The organism is Segeticoccus rhizosphaerae (assembly GCF_009192725.1).
GTDB lineage: Bacteria > Actinomycetota > Actinomycetes > Actinomycetales > Dermatophilaceae > Segeticoccus > Segeticoccus rhizosphaerae.
Map to the genome: position 1 here is coordinate 1 of NZ_VOHR01000004.1, position 18,342 is coordinate 18,342.

Genomic DNA, 18,342 nt, shown 5'->3' on the forward strand with positions numbered 1-18,342 from the left:
CCGCCGCAGGCCGGCGGTCTGCCCGCCGCCGTCGCCCGCCGCGGGCCGGGGAACACAAGGAAGCGGTGAGCAGCGCCCGTGGGGATCAACCAGCGCCCGCGGGAAGCCACCTGGGCAGGCGTGGCACCGCGCCGAGCGGGATGACTGCTGGCATGATCTTCAGGTTGTGTCTGCCCTTGACCACCGATCCGCGAAGGACCACCTCCAGCCGCACCGGGAGGTGGCTATCGGCCTGCTGGCCTCGGGTGCCCTCGCGGTCGCGGTCGGCGACGAACTGGTCGGCCGCGTCCTTCGCCGCAGGCTCACACCTGAGCAGTACGGGTTCGAAGCGGTCCGACCCGGCGGGCGGGTGCTCGCGCGCACCTTCACCTCACCGCGGGAGGCTGCCCTGGCCCTGCTCAGCCAGGCGCGCCGCGAAAGCACCCAAGACTGAGGGTGAGGGCCCCCGGGCCCGGCCCGCTGACGGCACCCCATCTGATGGTGAACCGCCGGGGTGGGCGGCAACTCTTTCACGCCTGCCGCTTACGCTGGCCGCGTGCGCGGCGCCCAAGCGTTGACGGCGCCCAAGCGTTGACACCGTGAGGGTATTGAGCCGGTTGCTGCCCGCAGAGCCGTCGGCGAAGGCGGCCCTTGTGGCACTGACGGTTCTCAATCTGGTGTGGGGCGGTTCGTTGCCGGCCACCAAGGTGGCGCTGGCGAGCTTTTCCCCACTGGTCTTGACGGCGCTGCGGCTGGTGGTGGCAGCGCTGCTGTTCGGGTGGCTGGTCGGGATCGGCCCGATCATCCGACTGGGCTGGAAACAGGGCGCCGTCGCCACCGGGCTGGGCGTCATCGGCTACACCGGGACTCAGGCATTGCAGGCCATCGGAACGGCCGGAACCGACGCCGCCAGCGCCACGGTGCTGATGGTGACGGCGCCGCTGTGGATCGCGATCCTCGCGGCCGTGGTCCTGCAAGAGAAGGTGACCCTCGCCAGCGCGGCGGGACTGGTCCTCGCCCTGGCCGGCGTGGTCCTGGTGAGCGGGCTGGCAGAGGACTGGCCCCCGAACGGGAGCGCTTTGAGCGGGCTGATCGTCTTGGCCGCCGGTGCGGCGCTGGCGCTCTACACGGTGCTCGGCAAGGCCGCATTGCGACGTGTCGAACCGCTGGTGTTCATCGAGACCGGATGCATCGGCGGTGCCATCACCTCCCTTCCCCTGGGCATGTGGCAGGCGAGCACCCAGCCGCAGGCTCCCACCCTGGCCGGCTGGCTGATGCTGGCCTACCTCGCGCTGGTGGTGACCTTCGCCGGCTTCATCGTGTGGTTCTGGGGCGTGCGCGCGGTACCCGCCGGGCAGGCCGGGGCGTTGATGTTCCTCCAGCCCGTCTCCGGCCTGACCCTATCGGCGGCGATCCTGGGCGACCACCTATCATCCACCTTCCTGACCGGCGCCGCCCTGGTACTGATCGGCACCTACCTGGCCGCCGCATTCCGCCGGCACGGTTCCTAGCCGTTGCCGAACTCAGCAGACTCTGTGCCGCACAACGAACCTCTGCTGGCGACGGGGGTCAGGTTCTGCGTGGGGATCGGCGATGGTCCGCAGAGGTCTGTCATGTGGGACGCCCGTGGTGGAGCCCGGGCCGTGAGGGGTCTGGGCTCGACGCTTACCCTGAACCGCATGCGTGCGCCGCTGACCGAAGAGCTCCTGGACGAGAAGGCCGCGCGGGCGGCCGGTGCCGGTGGGCACCGCGACCTTGCCCGGCAGATGCTGGCCTGGGCCGATCACCCGCACGAGCGCGACGAGGTGCCGGTCGCCGACCTGCTGGTCGGCGCGGGAGAACAGTTCGCCCTGGCGGAGGAGTACGCCAGCGCCCTGGAGGCCTATCTGCGCGCAGCTGAGCGGCCGGAGGTCACCAGCCCGGACGCGCGTGGCTTCGTGGTGCAGGCGCTGCTGGATCTGGGCCGCACCAGCGAGGCCGAGCAGGCCGCTGAGGAGTTGCGGCGGAGCCGGCCGAACACAGCGGCGACCTACCACCTGGTCGGTGAGGCGTGGGAGGCCGCCGGGAGGCTGGAGGAGGCCAACCGCTGGCTCACCCGTGGGGCGCTGCTCGCCGAGCGGCAGGACGCCCAGATGGACTGGGCCATGCTGCTGATCGGACGGTTGCGGGTACGACGCGCGCTGGGCTTCCCGCCCGATGACTACGACGAGGCGGCCCTGCAGATCGTGCTCGAGAGCCGCGCCGAGCTGGCCACCGACGCCGAAGACCCCGTTGAGGAGGGGGCCGTCGGTTCCCTGCCCACACGCGCGGTGTTGAGCAGAGAAGGTGCAAACACCGTCCTCGACCTGTTTTGACCGCGTTCGCGGCCGGCCGCACAGACGCGGCGCTCCGCTGGCGATGCAGGGCAGCGTTTGCCACCAAGTTCGTAGGCGTCGAGGCTCAGGCCGACGTGGGCGTACGCCCCTTGTCCCGGTAGCATCCGAGCGTGCTCGTTGCCGATCTGCGCCACTATCTCGGCCTGCCTGAGACGGCGCCGGGGCCGGCCCATCGTCTCGGCGAGCAGCTGACCTGCGTGGTTAGGGCGGCCACCGCGGCGCCGGCTGGCGCGCCGTGGACGACCGCGTTGCGGTGTCGGCGGCGACACCTGGGCCTCTCAAGATGCGGACGGTCCCCGCGTGCTCCAAGATCGACACCAGTGCCGCAGTGAGGTCGAGGGTGAGGAGGGGTCGGAACGATGTGGTGGGCGCTTTTGTGGGGTGGTGTTGCGGGCGGCGCCGTGCTCTTGGGTGCGCTTGCTGGTGTCTACCTCAAGGCGTCGCCACGATTGATCGGCGTGATCATGGCGTTCGGCGCCGGGGTCCTCATCAGCGCCTTGGCCTTCTCGCTTACCCGAGAGGCGTTCGACAAGGGCGGCGTGGCCGCCGTGACGGTGGGCATGGCTCTTGGAGCTCTGGCCTTTTTTGGCGGCGATTGGATCCTGGACCACCACGGTGGCAAAGACCGCAAGAGGTCGCGCGGCCAGAAGGGGTCTGACGGCCACCAAGCCACAAATGGCGGTGGTGGAGGAATGGCACTCGCGCTGGGAGCCCTGCTGGACGGCATACCGGAGTCCGCGGCGATCGGCATCACCCTGCTCGGTGGAGGGTCGGTCGGAGTCCCCATGGTGGTAGCGGTGTTCTTGTCCAACGTGCCGGAGGGGTGGTCGTCCTCGGCTGGGATGCGGAAGAACGGCAAGTCGACTCGCTACATTCTGAGCTTGTGGTCGGCGGTAACGGCCGCTTCTGCGATCTCCTCACTCTTGGGCTACGTCGTGCTCGGGCTGGCCCCGGACGTCGTGGTCGGCGGCGTTCAGGCCTTCGCAGCCGGCGCGATCATCACGATGCTGGCAGACACGATGATGCCGGAGGCCTTCGAGCGGGGCGGCCCGATGACCGGGCTGGTGACCGCCCTGGGGTTCACGCTCTCCTTCCTGCTCAGCCAGTACTGAGCAGGAAACCGCACAGCCCGATATCGCGGCGGGCAAAGCGGCGCGACGTCTTGGTCTAGATCTGGGCCGGCTTGTTGCTGTGTTCCCGATGAGCGTCGACGACCTAGTCCTCGTGCTCGTGGCTCTGGCCCTGGCTTTGTCGCAGCCGTCTGCCTCGTGCGATGTCTTGGTCCTGTTTGGCTTGGGCCTTCTCGATGTTGCGGGTGTCGCGTGGCGGCAGCTGGAGGGTCTGCTCGGCGGCCATTCCGGCTTGCAGCTGCCGGCCGCGTTCGAGTTCGGCGTCGAGCTCGGCACCAAACAGCAACGCGAGGTTGGTGATCCACAACCAGAGCAGGAAGACGATCACCCCGGCGAGCGAGCCGTAGGTCTTGTTGTAGCTGGAGAAGTTGGCGATGTAGAAGCCGAAGGCCGCCGAGGCCAGCACCCAGGTGAGGATCGCGACCAGTGCGCCGACGCTGATCCACTTGAACTTCGGCTGCTTCACGTTGGGGGTGGCGTAGTAAAGCAGCGCCACGATCAGCACCACGACGGCCAGCATCACCGGCCACTTGGCGATGTTCCACACCAGGACAGCGGTCGCGCCGAGCCCGACGGCGTCCCCGACCGCCTTGGCCGCCGGCCCGCTGATCACCAGACCGACCAGCACCAGTGCTGCCAGGACCACCGTGATCAGGGTGACCAGCAGCATCACCGGCCGAAGTTTCCAGATCGGGCGGCCCTCGTCGATCTGGTAGACCCGGTTCATCGCCCGGCCGAAGGAGCCGACGTACCCCGACGCCGACCACAAGGCAGTCGCCAGCCCGACGACCAGGGCGATGCCGGCACCGGGGGTGTTGCTCAGCTGGGTGATGGTCTGCTCGAGGGTCGGAGACGAGACCCCCACAGTGTTGAGGATGCCGAGGAGGGTTTTGACCGTCTTCGGCCCTTGACCGACCAGGCCGACCAGGGACAGCACGGCAATCAGTGCGGGGAACAGGGCCAGCACCGCGTAGTAGGTCAACGCCGCTGCCAGATCGGTGCACTGGTCTCTGGAGAACTCCCGCAGGGTCCGTCGCAGGACGTACCCCCAGGAGGGCTTGGTCAGGTCCCCCGGCGAATCGGGCTTCGTGCCGGGGGAATCGGCCTGGGTGGAGTCACCTGTTCTCGCGCCGTCGGTGCGCCCGGACGGCGAGCTCACCGGCGCCGGACCCGGTCGAGCACCGGCGTCGTGCTTCGACGCCTTCTCCACCCCGCCACGAGCACGCTCACCAGCACGGCTGCCACCCCCGCTGCGGCGGCGATGACGACTGGCGTGGGTTCGCCGTGCTCGTCGGTGGTGGAGCGTCGAGCCGACTGCGTCAACTGGAACACGCGTGCCCGTCCCGTGTGGAGGGTGCCGATCGCCTGGTTCTGGACGTCGGTGATCTTGCTCTTGGCCCGGGACCTGACGTCAAGCTTGCTGGTGAGCGCCTCGACGGTCTCACCGAGCTGCTCGCGGGTCTGCTCGATGTTCGCCTGGATCTGCTCGAGATCCGCCGCCTCGCTGCCGTCGATCGGCGCCGCGTCGGTCTGTGGCTGCTGGGGTGTGGTCACGACGTTCCTGCTTCCTTGACGGTCTCCACGTCATGTTTGATGCTGTCGATGGTCTTCTCCGGGACCGCTGGGGTGGCCAGACTGGTCTGCTTCTTCCCGACCAGCGCGACGATCCCGGCGATGGCGAACAGCACCACGGTGACGATCAGCGCGGACAACCACGCAGGCAGCAACAGGGCCAGCGCCAGGATCGCGGTGGTGATCAGAGCCCCGAACCCGAACAGGGCCAAGATGCCGGCCCCGCCGAAGAGCCCGGCGCCGACTCCCGCGTGCTTGGCCTTGGCCGCCATCTCCGCCTTCGCGAGTTGCAGCTCGTCACGAATCAACCGGCTGGACTGCTGGGTCAGCCGGGCGACCAGCTCACCGGTGGAGGCTTCTCCGCTCGAAGCGTCGGTAGCCAGGTCCCGGGCCGGGCGATCCACCGGGGTGGCGCCGGACGGGTCCGCCCTCACAGGCCGCCGCCTGCCGTGGAGGGTGCCGGGGGCGCGCCGGTCGCCGTGGAGTCGTCCTCGTGGTCCCGGTTGACCTGGTTGCCTGCCCTCCGTGCCGCGTCCGCGACCTTCTCCTGGACCTGGGGCGCCTTCTGCTTGACCAGCTCCTGCGCCTGGGCCGCCTTTTCCTGGACCTTCGGGTCGTGCCACAGGCGCTTGGCCTCGGTCTTGATCTGTTCGTACCGTGCTCGGCCGTCTCGGGCCCCGAGCACGTAGCCGGCGCCCAGTCCCACGACCAACGCTGCCTTACCCAACATGTCGAACTCCGTTCCTTGTGGAATGCATGGGAAACAGTGGCTTTTCTTGACCCCGTAGCGGTGCCCGGATCGCCGCGAGGCCGAGCCCATGCCAGACTCCCCCGACGGGCCGGGCTGTTCAGACCGGGATCAGGCCACGGCCACCGAACGCAGACGTGCGTTCGGTGGCCATGGTCCAGCTGCGGCCGCTTACAGGCCGAGCTTGTCGCCCAGGACCTACTCGCGGCCACGGTCGACCGAGGCGTCCCGTCCGCGGTCTTCGTCCGCCTCGATCTGCTCCTTGCGGACCTGCTCGCTCACCTGCTCCTGGTCGGTCACGGTCTCGGTGTCAAGCCGGACCCGCTCGACCGGCACGGTCTCCTTGCGGGTCACCGGGCGCTCCTCGTGCAGGGTCACCTCGTGCTCCTCCTCGGTGATCTCGCCTCCACTCATCGCCTCGTCCCGGTTCGCGTCGGTGATCGGCTCGCGCTCGATACGCACCTCCTCGTGGCTGACCGGCACCGTCTGAGTGACGTTCTCGGTGACCACGAACTTGCGCAACCGCGCTCGGCCGCTCTCACGGCTCTCGGTACCCACCTCCAGCCGCTCCTCCGAACGAGTCATCGCCTCGTCGGTGTTGGGCCCAGAGGCGTCGCTCCCGGGACCACCGCGCTCGGCGTCGACGGCGTTCTCAGTCCGTCCGGATGCCGCCCGGCCGGTGCCCGACTCGGTCTGGCGTCCTCCTGCGGCCGCGGCCGCGGTTCCATAGTCCCGGCCGTAGTAGCGGTACAGCTCCCGCTCCTGCTCAGGGTCCAGATGCTCATCGGCATCCACCCGAGGAGCGTCCTTCACCTTGTCCTTGTCGAACGGGACCGAGACCGCGCCACCGTCGAAGGAGGCCTCGGACAGCGGCACGAAGGACTCGCCGGTGCCGAACATCCCGGTCTTGACGGTCACCCACTCCGGCTGCCCCGACTCGTCGTCGAGGTAGACCTGCCCGACCGAGCCCACCTTCTTCCCGCTGCCGTCCACCACGTCCAGACCCTGAAATCTGCTCGAGCTGCTCAGTTCCAATCACGACCGTCTCCTCCATCTCGTGCGCTGATGCCAGACCGTTCCTGTGGCACTTACGCCGTAAGGGTTACACCGTAAGTCACATGCGTCAAGAGACGTTCCCTAGCATGGAGACAGCCGACGAAGGAGGAACCCATGCCCACCGAGCGGGACGACGCGGTGGATGTCGCCAGGCCGGTCGCCGACGCCGACGCCACTGTCGTCGACGGTCGCCAGCCCCCTTCCGCACGGGTACCGCTGGACCGCAACCGCATCGTGGACGCCGCCGTCGGCTACATCGACGAGTTCGGCCTGCCCGGCCTCTCGATGCGCCGGCTCGGAGGCGTCCTCGGTGTCGAGGCCATGTCGCTCTACCGATACGTGTCAGGTCGTGAAGCACTCCTGGACGCGGTGGTCGACTCCATCATGGACCAGATGCACCGCGACGAAGACGTCCTCGCCCGCCCGCAGGACGGCTGGCAGGACTATCTGCAACGGCTCGCGCACGGGGTGCGTCGGGTGGCCCTCGCCCACCCCAAAGCCTTTCCGCTCGTGGCCTCCCGCCCACCGGAGGCACCGTGGCTACGTCCCCCCCTGCGCAGCTTGGCATGGGTCGAGGCGTTCCTGGACGGTTTGCGCAGCGAGGGCTTCAACGACACGGCCACCGTGTCCGCCTACCGCGCATTCACCAGCTTCCTGCTCGGCCACCTACTGCTGGAGGTCACCGCCCACGGCGGAGACGTCGGACCCCTCGACGTCCTCGAAGACAGCCAGAACAGCCAGGACCTGGGCAAGACCCTGACGCCCTACCCCGTCGTATCCCGACTCGGCAAGGCATTGGCAGAGGACCACTCCGCAGTGGAATTCGAGGAGTCACTCGAAGACCTGTTGAACCGAATCGCGCTGATGCGAGCCGAATCCTGACCCGTACTTCCCTCGCAGGCGGGGCCCTGCGCCAGGCTTCGGGGACGCTGGCTCCGGACGCTACGTGGCTCGGATCGGTGTGCCTCGGCCGCGAGCTGGTTCGACGCCGAACTCCGGAAGCGGATCCCAGCGCTCGGCGCTGCTCCTGGCGACCACGGTGCTGGCCACCTGCACTCCCAGGCGTAGCGCTTCGTCGATCGACAGGCCGTGCCGCAGGCCGTAGATCATGCCGGCGTTGAGGGCATCACCTGCCCCCGTGGTGTCTGCCAACGGGACCTCGGGCGCCGGGGCGTGGGTGACGTGCCCGTCGCCCCCGACCCAGAATGCGCCATGCTCGCCGGCTTTGATGACCACGCCGTGGCGTGTCAGCGCCGCGAGCACGGTGCCGGCCTCTACCGGGTCCGACTTGCCGGTGAGGGCTTCGGCTTCTTCGATGTTCGGCACGAACACGTCTGCCTGCGGCAGAAGCGCGAGGATCTCGTCCCTACCCGCACCGGCCCAGGACTCGAGATCCCAGCCACAGTCCAGCCAGGTCCGCACCCCGGCAGCGACGGCCCGGGACAGCAAACGGCGAGTGGGTTCTCCACGCAGTTGTGGGGTGCAGAAATAGCCGCAAGACAGGAGATCTCCGACGCCGGTGAGCGACCGCGGTAGGTGGTCCGGCTCGAAGCGAGCCAAGGCACCCAGGTCGGTCAGGAACGCTCGGGGCCGTTCCGGGCCCTCGATCGCCACCGACACGCCGGTGCGGCAGTCGGGGATCGAGATCAAGCCATCCGCCGGCAGGTGGTGTTGCTGGCACTCGTCCCGCACCAGTTGGCCCAACGAGTCGTCACCGATGGTGGAGAGCAGGTCGGGAGCCGTGTCGCCGAGCGCACAGAGGATGAAGGCCGTGTTCAGCACGGGGCCCGCTGCTCGGACGGTGATCTCCTCGACGTGGGTGTCGGTGCTGGGTGGTGGCAGCTCGGTGACCCCATTGACCAGGACGTCCGCGTTGGCGTTCCCCACGATGAGGACCCGACTCATCCCTTCACCGCGCCTGCGGCCAGGCCTGCGGCAATGTGCCGCTGGAAGATCAGGGCGACGATCACCGGCGGCAAGGCCGCCAGCAGTCCTCCGGCGGAAACCAGCCCGAAATCTGTTGAGAACTTGCCGCTGAACTCCGCGACGGCGACCGGGATCGTCTTGGACGACGAGGACGAGGTGAAGATCAGGGCGTAGAGGAATTCGTCCCAGCACAGCAGGCTGGCGAAGAGCACCGCGGAAAAGATCCCGGGCCGGCACAACGGCAACAGGACCTGCACCAGGATCCGCAGCCGGCCAGCGCCGTCCACGGTGGCCGCCTCGTCCAGCTCCCTGGGCAGCGTGTCGAAGAACCCGGTCAGCGTCCAGAGCACAAACGGGGTGATGAAACTCGAGTAGACCAGGATCAGTCCGATCTTGGAGTCCAGCAGACCGAACTGGACGAGGATGAGGTAGAGCGGGATGACGATGGCGATCGGCGGCATCATGTAGGTGCTGAGGAAGCCGAGCAGGACCATTCGGTGGCCGCGGAAGCGAAGGCGCGACAGGGCGTAACCTCCGAGGACGGCGACCGTAAGCGACAGCGCCACGGTGCCGAGGGCGACGATCGTCGAGTTGATCATGGCTTGCCGGAAGCCCCCCGCGGGCGTCGCCGCACCGCCGGTGGCGATGGCGGACCAGCGCGAGAGGTCCAGCGTCTTGGGCCACCACCGCAACGGTCGATCCAGCAGGGCACCGGCCGGGGTGATCGACGCGATGGCCAGCCAGGCGAACGGAGCCAAGAACACGATCACGACGAGCAACGCGAGCAGGTGCTGCCACCATGGTGCGTGTGCATCTCGCCGGTGACGACGAGTCACCGGCCGACGGCCCGTTTCCCGGCGACTGGCGGGTTGGCGGGTCGCGTTTCCACCAGCCTCTCGCTGGCTCGCCGAGTGTTCGAGACTCATGTCAGCGGTCCTCCGGTCCTGAGCTGGAGGTGAGCAGGCGGATGTAGATCATTGCCAGGACGAGCACCACCAGCACGATGAGCAGTGCGACGGCAGAGCCGTAGCCGAAGCTCTGGTTCGAGAAGGCGGTGATGTAGGCGTAGAGGGCAACGGTCTGGGTGCCGTCGGCCGGTCCGCCCCGGGTCATGACGAAGACGATGTCGAACACCTTGAACGCTTCGATCGTGCGCAGTACGAGCACCACCGCGATGACCGGACGCAACAACGGCAAGGTGATGGCGAAGAAGCGGCGGATCGTGCCGGCGCCGTCCACCTCCGCCGCCTCGATCAGGTCGCGGGGGATCACGGTGAGGCCGGCCAGAACGAAGAACGCCGCGATTGAGGTGTTCTTCCACACGTCGGCGATGATGATCATGTGAAGGGCCGAGAGCGGGGTTCCCAACCAGGAACGGTAGCCGTCGATCAGCCCAACCTGGGTCAGCAAGGCGTTCACGGGGCCGTAGTCGGCATTGAGCATGTACCGCCACATGGCGGCGTTGACCACCGTTGGCAGGGCCCATGGGAGCAGGACCGCTGCTCGCAAAAGCCAACGGAACCTCAGACGCTGGGCCATCAGGACACCGAGCGCAATCCCGAACGTCAGCTCCGCAGCCGTCGAGACGAGGGTGAAGTAGAGGGTGCGACCGGCGGCCGAGATCAGGGCAGGGTCGGTGAGCGCGGTGGAGAAGTTGCGTAGTCCGACGGATTCGGTGGGCACGGTGGGCAGCGGGGAGATGACCCGGTGGAAGGACAACCACCCGGTGCGGATGATCGGCCAGGCCACCAAGCCGAACACGACCAGCCCCGCGGGCGCGAGGAAGAGCAGGGCCGCTCGGCCGTTCCTGCGCCGATGACGCCGACCCGGCGGCGTCGTCGACACCGCCGACGAGCCCACGGTCACTGCTTGAGGATCTGCTCGACGTCTCCGGCGGCAGTGGTCATCGCCTGCTTGGGGTCGACCTCGCCGAGCAGCGCCTTCTGGACGGCTACCTGCAGTTTCTGGGAGATCGCGTTGTAGTTCACCACTTGGGGCCGGTTGACCATGTTCGCCAGCTGCTCCTTGGCCACGGGCACGACTTCGGGCGCGCTCTTGATGACCGACGGGGAGTCGTAGGACGCCTTCCAGATCGGCAGCGAGTCCGAGACATACTTTTCCTGGATCTTTTGGCTCGAGACGAACTTGGCGAAGGCCCACGCGGCATCAGGGTTCTTCGTCGTCGCGGTGATCGACAAGGCGGACGACCCGTTCACGCTCATCCGGCCAGCACCCCCGTTCGGAACCTCGGTGATCACGACGTCGCCTGCGACCTTGGACTGCTTCGGGTCGTTCGCGGCGGCGAACATGTACGTCCAGTTCAGTCCCATGGCAGCGTCGCCGGCACTGACCACCTTGACGACGTCATCCTCGAGTGACTGCGTCGAAGATGGATTGGTCAGGCCATCGACCAACGTCCTACGCATGAACTCCAGCGCCTGCACCGCACCTCCCGAAGTGAAGGCCGGCTGGCCGGAATCGTCGAAGAGCTTGCCCCCGAAGGAGGCGGTCAGCGCGGCCCAGTCGCAGATGACCGCTTCGGCCTGGGACCAGGACCACATCAGTGGGTACTTGACGATGCCCTTGCTCTTCAAGGTCTTGGCGGCGGCGGCCACACCGTCCCACGTCGTGACTGAACTCGGCTCGATACCTGCTTTGGACAGCATCGCCTTGTTGAAGTAGAAGTACTTGGTGTCCAGCAGCCACGGGATGCCATAGAACTTCTTCTGATAGACGGCGGAGTTGAGCGCGCCGGGGAGAATGTCGGTCGACCAGTTGGCCGGGATCCGATCGGAAATGTCGGCAATGAGGCCCTTGCTCGCGAGCTCGGCGGGCCAGATGACGTCGATGAATACCAGGTCGTAGGTGCCCGCAGCTGCCGCCGCCACGATCTTGTCGTGGAGCGCTTCGTAAGCGACGAACTCCATATTGACCGTCACGCCCGGGTTGGCCTTCTTGAACGCCGCAGCCATCTGACGGATGTGCTGCTCGGAGTAACCCGCCTGCTTCATGAACAAGCCGTTGATCGTGCCCTGGAGTTGACCGGGGGTTGAGCCTCCTCCGCTGGACGAAGGCGCTTCGGAGCCACTGCTGCACGCCGCCAGTGCTCCGACGGCCCCCAGCCCGGCCACCCCCGCGAGAAAGGTCCTGCGAGGCAGCTGTGATGTCGAGGTGGACACAGCGGGACTCCTTTTATTCGGTTACCTTACTAACGTATTATCAGCATCCTCGGTGCAACGCCGGGTGTCAACCATTCTCACAAGGAGCGGCGTATGGCGATGGGCCCACGCGACGTGGCTGTCCTCGCAGAGCTGCGCCTACGAGACGCGACTCGTCCAGAGCTTGCTGCCGCCACGGGCTTCAGCAAGCCCACGATCTCGGAGGCGATCGTCTCGTTGGAAGCCGCTGGCCTGGTGGTGAATCGCGGCCGAACCGCTGGGGCGGTTGGGCGAAACCCGCGTGTCTACGCCATCAACGCCCGGGCGTCCTTGGTCGCCGGGGTGGACATCGGCGGCACGAACACGCGAGTCGCGGTTGCCGACTTGCACGGCCAGATCCTGGCTGAGCGCCACGAGCGCACCACCGGGAGCCGCGTCCAGCAACAGGTCCGACGACTCATCAGACAGGTTCACAAGGAGGCGACCGCGGTGCTTGGCGGCGACGGCTGCGCACTTGCGTCCATCGTTGTCAGCACGCCCGGCGTGATCGACCGAGGATCCACCCAGGCGCGTTTTGCCTACAACGTCAGAACGGACGGGATCATTGATCTGACAGCGTTGCGTGACCGACTCGATCCGCCGCTCCGGGTGGAAAACAATGTCAATCTTGCCGCCGTGGGTGAGGCGAGGGCAGGTGTTGCCGAAGGAGTCGGCACTTTCGTGCACCTGGCCATAGGTGCCGGAATCGGACTTGGGATCATGCACGGAGGTCGCCTGCTGCGGGGCGCTCACGGTGCCGCCGGCGAGATCGCCTACCTTCCCCTCGGCCGGCGCCCGCTCGCCAAGGAACACCGCGCGAGCGGCAATTTCGAGGCTGAGACCGCAGCGGCCGGCCTACTGGATCGCGCCCAGTCTGCCCGATGGGATGCAGACCCACCGCAAGACGTGGCAGAGCTGTTCCACCGGGCCGAGCAAGGTGACAGAGCCGCACGCCGGCTCGTAGCCGATGAGGGCCGTCGAATCGGCTTGGCCGTGGTGGCCGTCTGCAGCGTGGTCGATCCCGAGCTGGTCGTCCTCGGCGGAGGTATCGGACGTAACCAGTTGTTGCTCGAATCGGTGTCACAGACGTGCGCCGAACTACTCCCCGCGCCCTCGCCGGTGGTGACGAGTACTCTCGCGGATCGCGGGTCCCTGATCGGGGCCGTCCTGTCCGCGGTCGACGACGCGTGGAGCCTCCTGCAGTCGAATCCGAAAGAGGCCTCGTCATGACCGAGTCGACCGTCTTCGACACCCCCGCACAACTCGGTGAGACGTTGGCGATCGAGATCGCCAACGGCATCACCGCAGCAATGGCAGAACGCCGACCGTACGTGTTGGGCTGCCCAGGTGGCCGCTCGCCGCGCCCGGTGTACGCGGCGCTGGCCACACAGGTCCGGTTGCGCAAGCTCGACCTGAGCCGGGTGGTCGTTGCCATGATGGACGAGTACGTCGAGAGCGTGAACGGTCGATACCGCAACGTCGACCCAGCCGCCTCCTACAGCTGCGCGGGCTTTGCCGCCCGCGAGATCGCCGGGCCACTTGCTCGGGCGGCGGGGCCGGGACGGGGCCCGTCCGCGGTGTGGGTGCCCGACGCCGCCGATCCTGACGCCCATGAACAGCGGCTGCACGAGAGCGGCATCGACCTCTTCATCCTCGCGAGCGGCGCCTCCGACGGCCATGTCGCGTTCAACCCGCCGGGCACGCATCTCGCGGCAACGTCACGAGTGGTCGAGTTGCCCGAGACCACTCGCCGCGACAACGTTGCCACATTCCCCCAGTTCGGCCGTGTCGAGAACGTCCCGCACTTTGGAGTAACGGTGGGCCCGGCCACCATCGTCGCCAACTCTGCGCGCGCGGTGATGGTCGTGCACGGAATTGACAAGAGGGTGACCGCTGCACGGCTGCTCAACTCGACAACCTACGACGAGAGCTGGCCCGCCACAGTCCTGCACGCCTGTCACCACCCCTCCCTCTACCTGGACACGACGGCCACGCGTCCAGGTGCCGGGCCCGAATGATGGCGCCCGGGGGTAAGGGAAGTGTGGACGACGGAGGATGGAGTGGGGTTGAGGGGAGCAGCCAGCGTCGCGTCACCCTGGTTGTTACCGTGAGCCCGGCCCGCCCAGCTGGCGGGTGAAGAACCGGGTGTCGATCCGCTCCGTCGGCACGTGGAAGTGTGATCCCGGGAAGGCGTGCAACGTCTTGTCTTCCGAGGCGAAGGTATCGAACAGCGCCAAACCAGAATCGCGATCGATCTCATGGTCATTCCACGGCAGCAGGAACTCGATCGGGATCGTCACTCTTCGTGCGGCCTCCAGGATGGCGTCGTACACGAACACGCCGCCGAAGATCGCCGCTCGGATGCGCGGTTCGGCCGCTGCGAGTGGAATCCCGATGGCGCTTGCCGTCGTCATGCCGGAGTATCCGATCGGCGCACCGGCGCCGATCCCGGGGAGCTCTTGCAGGGCGTCTATCGTCAACTGCCACTCAGGCACCGCGCGCTCTGCCAGGGAACCGTTGAACGGGGCAATGATGGGAGCGAGGGGCTCGTCCTCGTCTCGGGCGCGGAGCATCGCGTCGACCCACTGCTGATCCCGACGTGAGCGGCGGCGTTCGCCGTGACCGGGCGCGTCGATGGCCACGACGTGGAATCCGTCGCGCACGACCGCCTCCCGGGCGCGTGACGCCAAGCCCGGCGATCGCTTGTGGAGGCCACCACCGTGGCCCATGAGCAGGAGGGGAGCGCCAGCGGGGACGGACACCGGGGACCACAGCACGCCGGGAATGTCTCCGATGGTGAAACTGCGGTCGACGACGTCGTCCGACGACGTCTCCGCGAGGAATTTCAGCTGCATGGTGGTGCCTTTCGAGAGTGCGTGTGCGGCACTCCCGGCGACAGCTACCGCTGTCGCGCAGTCGTGAACGAGAGGGGGAGCACCCATGGGGTTGCGTTGTTCACGGCGCCCACCTCCCTCGATTTGGTCACGACTCGGAGGACATTACCCGGCATCCCGCGACCGTCACAAGCCACTTTTCACTCCGCCCCTCGTGGCTGCTCCTGCCTTGGTCGGCCACCTGCCCGGAGACTTCAACCCTCCCTCTTGCCCTGACCCTCCCGCGACAGGAGTTGCGCAAGGACCGGAGCGGCCAGGAGCATGACCAGCACACGAGTCACCTGCGTCGCCAGGATCAACGCGAGGTTGGATCCAGAGGACACAGCAGTGGCGAGCACCGCGTACAAGCCCCCCGGGGTCGTCGCGAGGTAGGCGTCCAGTGGCGCCATGTCCGTGGTGGCGGTGAGCACCCAGCCGAGCCCCGCACACGTAAGCACCACAGCAAGGATCAAACCCACTGCGGTCGGCAGCAAGGACGCGATGCTGCGTAGGCTCGATCTGGTGAAACCCAAGCCGACCTGGAGTCCAATCAGCAGATAGGCGAGCTGCTGAAGCGGCTCCGCCACCGTCGGGTCGGGCAGGAAGCCGCTGCCGGCCACCACCGTGGCGACCAACAGTGGCCCCAGGAGCGGGCCAGCCGGTATGTGCAGGAGGCGCGCCAGGGGAAGCCCCACAGCGAGTGCGAGAACGACGAGAACGAGACCCACCCAGATCGGACTGTGCGCCTGGACAGGTGGCCTCGGGTGGCCAGCCGACGATCCGTCCAACACAGCCGCGGCCACAGGCATCGCGAGGAGCACGAGAAGGACGCGTAGGTACTGCACTACGGCTACGACACGGTCGTCGGCGCCCAGCGACCGAGCGATGCCGCTGATCCCGGAAGCGCCGCCGGCCACCAGCGCAAACGCACCCGTGACCCGGCTGACCTCTCCTCGCTGGGCCATCAACCGTCCTGCGAGCACGCTGATCAGCAGCGTGGAGAGAGTGACCAACAGGATCGGCAACCGGGCATTCCAGGCGTTCTGCAGCGTCGCCGGTGTGACCAGGCTTCCGATCGTCGCGCCGATCAGCGCCTGCCCGGCGAGGAAGGTCCGACGCGGTGGCTTCGGCGGCCGACGGAGGCTGAGCGCACAGCACATTCCGCCGAGCAGCGCGCCGAACAACGTGGCAGAGGGAAGCCCGAGCAACCGCAGAAGCAAGATCGCGGCCGTGGCGCTCCCGACGACCAGCAACCACACCCGGCCCGCACGCAGTTGTGCGGGCCAGGTGGTTGGGTCAATCGCCACGGCGGACGACCATACGCGATCTCGGCGTTCCCCTATCCATACAGGACAGGTAATGCAGGCAACAGGATGCCGCCGGGGAGGTCGATGTTGCCGTAGAGGTAGGCCACAGCGAGGACAGCGACGGCCACCATGGTGTAGGCCACGGTCCGCAGTGGGCTCAGGCGGGAGACGCGAATCAGGAACAGCGGCACGTAGATCAGCGTGGCGACGGAGAATCCAAGGAGGAAGACGAGGACCACGAAGAGCAACAGCCAGCCGAAGGCCAGCCCGGTCTGCGCCACCCGCAGATTCCACGAAAGGACCCGGCGGTCGCCCTTGACGACGGCTCGCCCTTCGCGCGCGACGAACAGACCGGTCAGGGCGATTCCGAGCACAGTCACAAAGACCGGCATGAGTCGCGCCCGCGACGCATAGCCTTGAGCCAGAACGAAGGCTACGACGAACGTGCCCAGCACCAGCACCCCGAAGACCAGCGGCCATCTCGATCCCGCGAGTCCGCCTTCCTCGGCGTCATCAGGAAGTTCCGCGTCCCCGGAACCCCCTCCGGTCGGTGTGGCATGCCACCCCGCACCAACCCCGCCACCCACATCGCCCGTCGCTCGCTGCGAGCTGCCACCGGAAGCCCCCACCAGAACGTGCTGAGGCGACTCCTGCACCTGCTCGCGCTCGTCGGTGACCGACGATCCGGCGTCGTCAACCGACCGGCGCCTCCGCATCGCGTTGAAGAGCTTAAGGGCCAGCGGTGCCAGCAGGATCAGGGCCATCACGATGACGAACGGCCGGTGGATCCACTCACCCGTGGTGTAGAGGCTGTCGGTAAGGAAGTAATAGCGCTCCATGGGCACGCTGAGGATGAAACCGATGAGCAACGGCGCCCGGGGGAAGTCGGCTTCCTTCATCACGTAGCCCATGACACCCAGGACGAGCATGGCGACGATCGCGCCGAACTGGCCGGACTCGGCATACGCCGCGACCAGCATGATGAGCAGCAGTCCGGGGGCAAGGTACTGGAAGGGCACGAAGCTCAGTCTCGCCAAGGGCTTGGCGAGGAAGAAGCAGACCACGGAACCGACCACGCTGGCGATCGCGAATGACCACACCACGGTGTACATCACGTCGAGGTGGTTGGTGAGCATCTGCGGCCCCGGCTGAATGCCGTAGGCCAGCAGCGCACCCAGCAACAGGGCCGCCGGTGCACCGCCCGGGATGCCGAACAACAGCGTAGGGATGAGGTCACCCGCTTCCACCGAGTTGGCGGCGCTCTCTGCGGCCACCAGGCCCTTGGGGCTGCCCTTCCCGAACGCCTTGCGGTCCTTGCCCTTCGCTGTCGCGGCGGCCTGGCCGTAGGCCATGTAGGTACCCGCAGTGGCACCCAGGCCGGGCAGCACGCCGGCCCACATGCCCACGAGTACACCGCGCAGCATCATCTTCCACTCGCGCAGCGCCTCGCGGGCGCCCTGCAGCCACCCACCGCCGATGTCGATCTTCTCCGCGATCGCCGTCTTGCGAGCCACCATGTGCGCGATCTCAGCGAGGCCGAACAGGCCGAGTGCGAGTGGAATGAGGCCCACTCCGTCGAGCAGCGAGTCCGCTCCGAAGGAGAACCGGTAGACCGCAGCGGCCGGTGCGGCCCCGATCATGCCGATCAACAGACCCAGGCCGGCCGAGACCAGGCCCTTGAGCATGTTGCCCTTGGACAGCAACGCGGCGAGGCTGATGCCGAGGATCGTGAGCATGAACAGCTCGGGAGACCCGAAGGCCAGCACCAGGGGCTCCGCGATCGGGATCGAGAAGGTCAGGCCCACCGCGCCGAGGGCTCCACCGATCATCGACGCCACGAAGCACAGGGACAAGGCCCGCGCCGCTTGGCCGCGCCTGGCCATCGCGTTGCCGTCCGGCATGATCACCGCCGCTGACGCGGAACCGGGCACCCGCAGCAGGATCGCCGTGATGACGTCCGAGTGGTGCACCACAGCCACCGCGCCGATCAGGATCGGCAGGGACTGGCTCGGATCCAGGGTGATGACGAAGGGCAGGAGGATCCCGACGGCAGCGGTGCCTCCCAGTCCCGGCAGCACGCCCATCGCCAACCCGGCGGCGACCCCGATCGCGAGCATCATCAAGGTGGCAGGGTTCGCAAATCCCGCAAGCGCGTTCAGCGCAGCATCCAGCATGGTGG

Annotated in this window: 19 protein-coding genes; 7 read left to right on the plus strand and 12 right to left on the minus strand. The window is 67.5% G+C overall.

All coding sequences use genetic code 11. The features are described 5' to 3' along the window. Positions 1–166: 166 nt before the first annotated feature. The 4 genes from FRW57_RS00805 to FRW57_RS00820 all read left to right on the plus strand — a co-directional run bounded on the left by FRW57_RS00805 (position 167) and on the right by FRW57_RS00820 (position 3,466). The gene (locus tag FRW57_RS00805) at positions 167–433 is read left to right on the plus strand and encodes a hypothetical protein (RefSeq protein ID WP_152185023.1); all 267 of its coding nucleotides are present in this window, start codon (positions 167–169) and stop codon (positions 431–433) included. Between the two features lie 154 nt (positions 434–587). Further along, entirely contained in the window at positions 588–1,490 is a 903-nt protein-coding gene (locus FRW57_RS00810; RefSeq protein WP_162529209.1) for a DMT family transporter, read from the plus strand. A 168-nt stretch (positions 1,491–1,658) separates the two neighbouring features. After that, positions 1,659–2,333, plus strand: a complete 675-nt coding sequence (locus FRW57_RS00815) for a tetratricopeptide repeat protein (RefSeq protein WP_152185025.1) — start codon at positions 1,659–1,661, stop codon at positions 2,331–2,333. A 380-nt stretch (positions 2,334–2,713) separates the two neighbouring features. Next, positions 2,714–3,466 (plus strand): ZIP family metal transporter, encoded by a 753-nt coding sequence (locus FRW57_RS00820; protein WP_137120481.1) that lies wholly within the window; start codon positions 2,714–2,716, stop codon positions 3,464–3,466. A gap of 103 nt (positions 3,467–3,569) precedes the next feature. On the opposite strand, the gene FRW57_RS00825 is transcribed toward FRW57_RS00820, so the two are convergent. The 5 genes from FRW57_RS00825 to FRW57_RS00845 form a co-directional block, all read right to left on the minus strand. Then, entirely contained in the window at positions 3,570–4,643 is a 1,074-nt protein-coding gene (locus FRW57_RS00825) for a YihY/virulence factor BrkB family protein (RefSeq protein WP_203230162.1), read from the minus strand. Beyond that, positions 4,640–5,038 (minus strand): DUF3618 domain-containing protein, encoded by a 399-nt coding sequence (locus FRW57_RS00830; protein WP_202911412.1) that lies wholly within the window; start codon positions 5,036–5,038, stop codon positions 4,640–4,642. The genes FRW57_RS00825 and FRW57_RS00830 overlap by 4 nt, the downstream gene beginning before the upstream one ends. Next, complete coding sequence (locus FRW57_RS00835) at positions 5,035–5,490, minus strand: phage holin family protein (RefSeq protein WP_238999231.1); 456 nt, start codon at positions 5,488–5,490, stop codon at positions 5,035–5,037. The genes FRW57_RS00830 and FRW57_RS00835 overlap by 4 nt, the downstream gene beginning before the upstream one ends. Further along, on the minus strand, positions 5,487–5,786 hold the full coding sequence (locus tag FRW57_RS00840) for a YtxH domain-containing protein (protein WP_137120480.1): 300 nt from the start codon (positions 5,784–5,786) through the stop codon (positions 5,487–5,489). Before FRW57_RS00840 ends, FRW57_RS00835 begins: the two co-directional genes overlap by 4 nt. 216 nt (positions 5,787–6,002) lie before the next feature. Then, entirely contained in the window at positions 6,003–6,839 is an 837-nt protein-coding gene (locus tag FRW57_RS00845) for a DUF2382 domain-containing protein (RefSeq protein ID WP_137120479.1), read from the minus strand. A gap of 135 nt (positions 6,840–6,974) precedes the next feature. Between FRW57_RS00845 and FRW57_RS00850 the strand changes: the two genes are divergently transcribed. Beyond that, positions 6,975–7,742, plus strand: a complete 768-nt coding sequence (locus FRW57_RS00850; RefSeq protein WP_137120478.1) for a TetR/AcrR family transcriptional regulator C-terminal domain-containing protein — start codon at positions 6,975–6,977, stop codon at positions 7,740–7,742. A gap of 60 nt (positions 7,743–7,802) precedes the next feature. On the opposite strand, the gene FRW57_RS00855 is transcribed toward FRW57_RS00850, so the two are convergent. The 4 genes from FRW57_RS00855 to FRW57_RS00870 form a co-directional block, all read right to left on the minus strand. Further along, a complete protein-coding gene (locus FRW57_RS00855; protein ID WP_137120477.1) occupies positions 7,803–8,765 on the minus strand; it encodes a carbohydrate kinase family protein in 963 nt (320 codons plus the stop codon). Then, positions 8,762–9,622: a carbohydrate ABC transporter permease gene (locus FRW57_RS00860; RefSeq protein WP_238384536.1), complete on the minus strand. Its 861-nt coding sequence runs from the start codon at positions 9,620–9,622 to the stop codon at positions 8,762–8,764. Before FRW57_RS00860 ends, FRW57_RS00855 begins: the two co-directional genes overlap by 4 nt. Before the next feature lie 91 nt (positions 9,623–9,713). Beyond that, positions 9,714–10,646 (minus strand): carbohydrate ABC transporter permease, encoded by a 933-nt coding sequence (locus tag FRW57_RS00865; RefSeq protein ID WP_238999232.1) that lies wholly within the window; start codon positions 10,644–10,646, stop codon positions 9,714–9,716. A 2-nt stretch (positions 10,647–10,648) separates the two neighbouring features. Next, entirely contained in the window at positions 10,649–11,797 is a 1,149-nt protein-coding gene (locus tag FRW57_RS00870) for an extracellular solute-binding protein (protein WP_238999239.1), read from the minus strand. A gap of 267 nt (positions 11,798–12,064) precedes the next feature. Here FRW57_RS00870 and FRW57_RS00875 point away from each other — a divergent pair, with 267 nt between their 5' ends. Together FRW57_RS00875 and FRW57_RS00880 are read left to right on the plus strand one after the other, a co-directional pair. Then, positions 12,065–13,213, plus strand: coding sequence for an ROK family transcriptional regulator (locus FRW57_RS00875; protein ID WP_162529210.1), 1,149 nt, complete (start codon positions 12,065–12,067; stop codon positions 13,211–13,213). Next, a complete protein-coding gene (locus tag FRW57_RS00880; protein WP_137120473.1) occupies positions 13,210–14,001 on the plus strand; it encodes a 6-phosphogluconolactonase in 792 nt (263 codons plus the stop codon). The genes FRW57_RS00875 and FRW57_RS00880 overlap by 4 nt, the downstream gene beginning before the upstream one ends. Positions 14,002–14,085: 84 nt before the next feature. Here the strand turns inward: FRW57_RS00880 and FRW57_RS00885 are convergent, their stop codons facing one another. From FRW57_RS00885 to FRW57_RS00895, 3 genes are all read right to left on the minus strand, one after another. Further along, the gene (locus tag FRW57_RS00885) at positions 14,086–14,646 is read right to left on the minus strand and encodes a dienelactone hydrolase family protein (protein WP_202911411.1); all 561 of its coding nucleotides are present in this window, start codon (positions 14,644–14,646) and stop codon (positions 14,086–14,088) included. Between the two features lie 425 nt (positions 14,647–15,071). Further along, the gene (locus tag FRW57_RS00890) at positions 15,072–16,163 is read right to left on the minus strand and encodes an AbrB family transcriptional regulator (protein ID WP_202911410.1); all 1,092 of its coding nucleotides are present in this window, start codon (positions 16,161–16,163) and stop codon (positions 15,072–15,074) included. A gap of 32 nt (positions 16,164–16,195) precedes the next feature. After that, positions 16,196–18,337, minus strand: coding sequence for a tripartite tricarboxylate transporter permease (locus tag FRW57_RS00895; protein ID WP_137120471.1), 2,142 nt, complete (start codon positions 18,335–18,337; stop codon positions 16,196–16,198). Between the last annotated feature and the right edge of the window lie 5 nt (positions 18,338–18,342).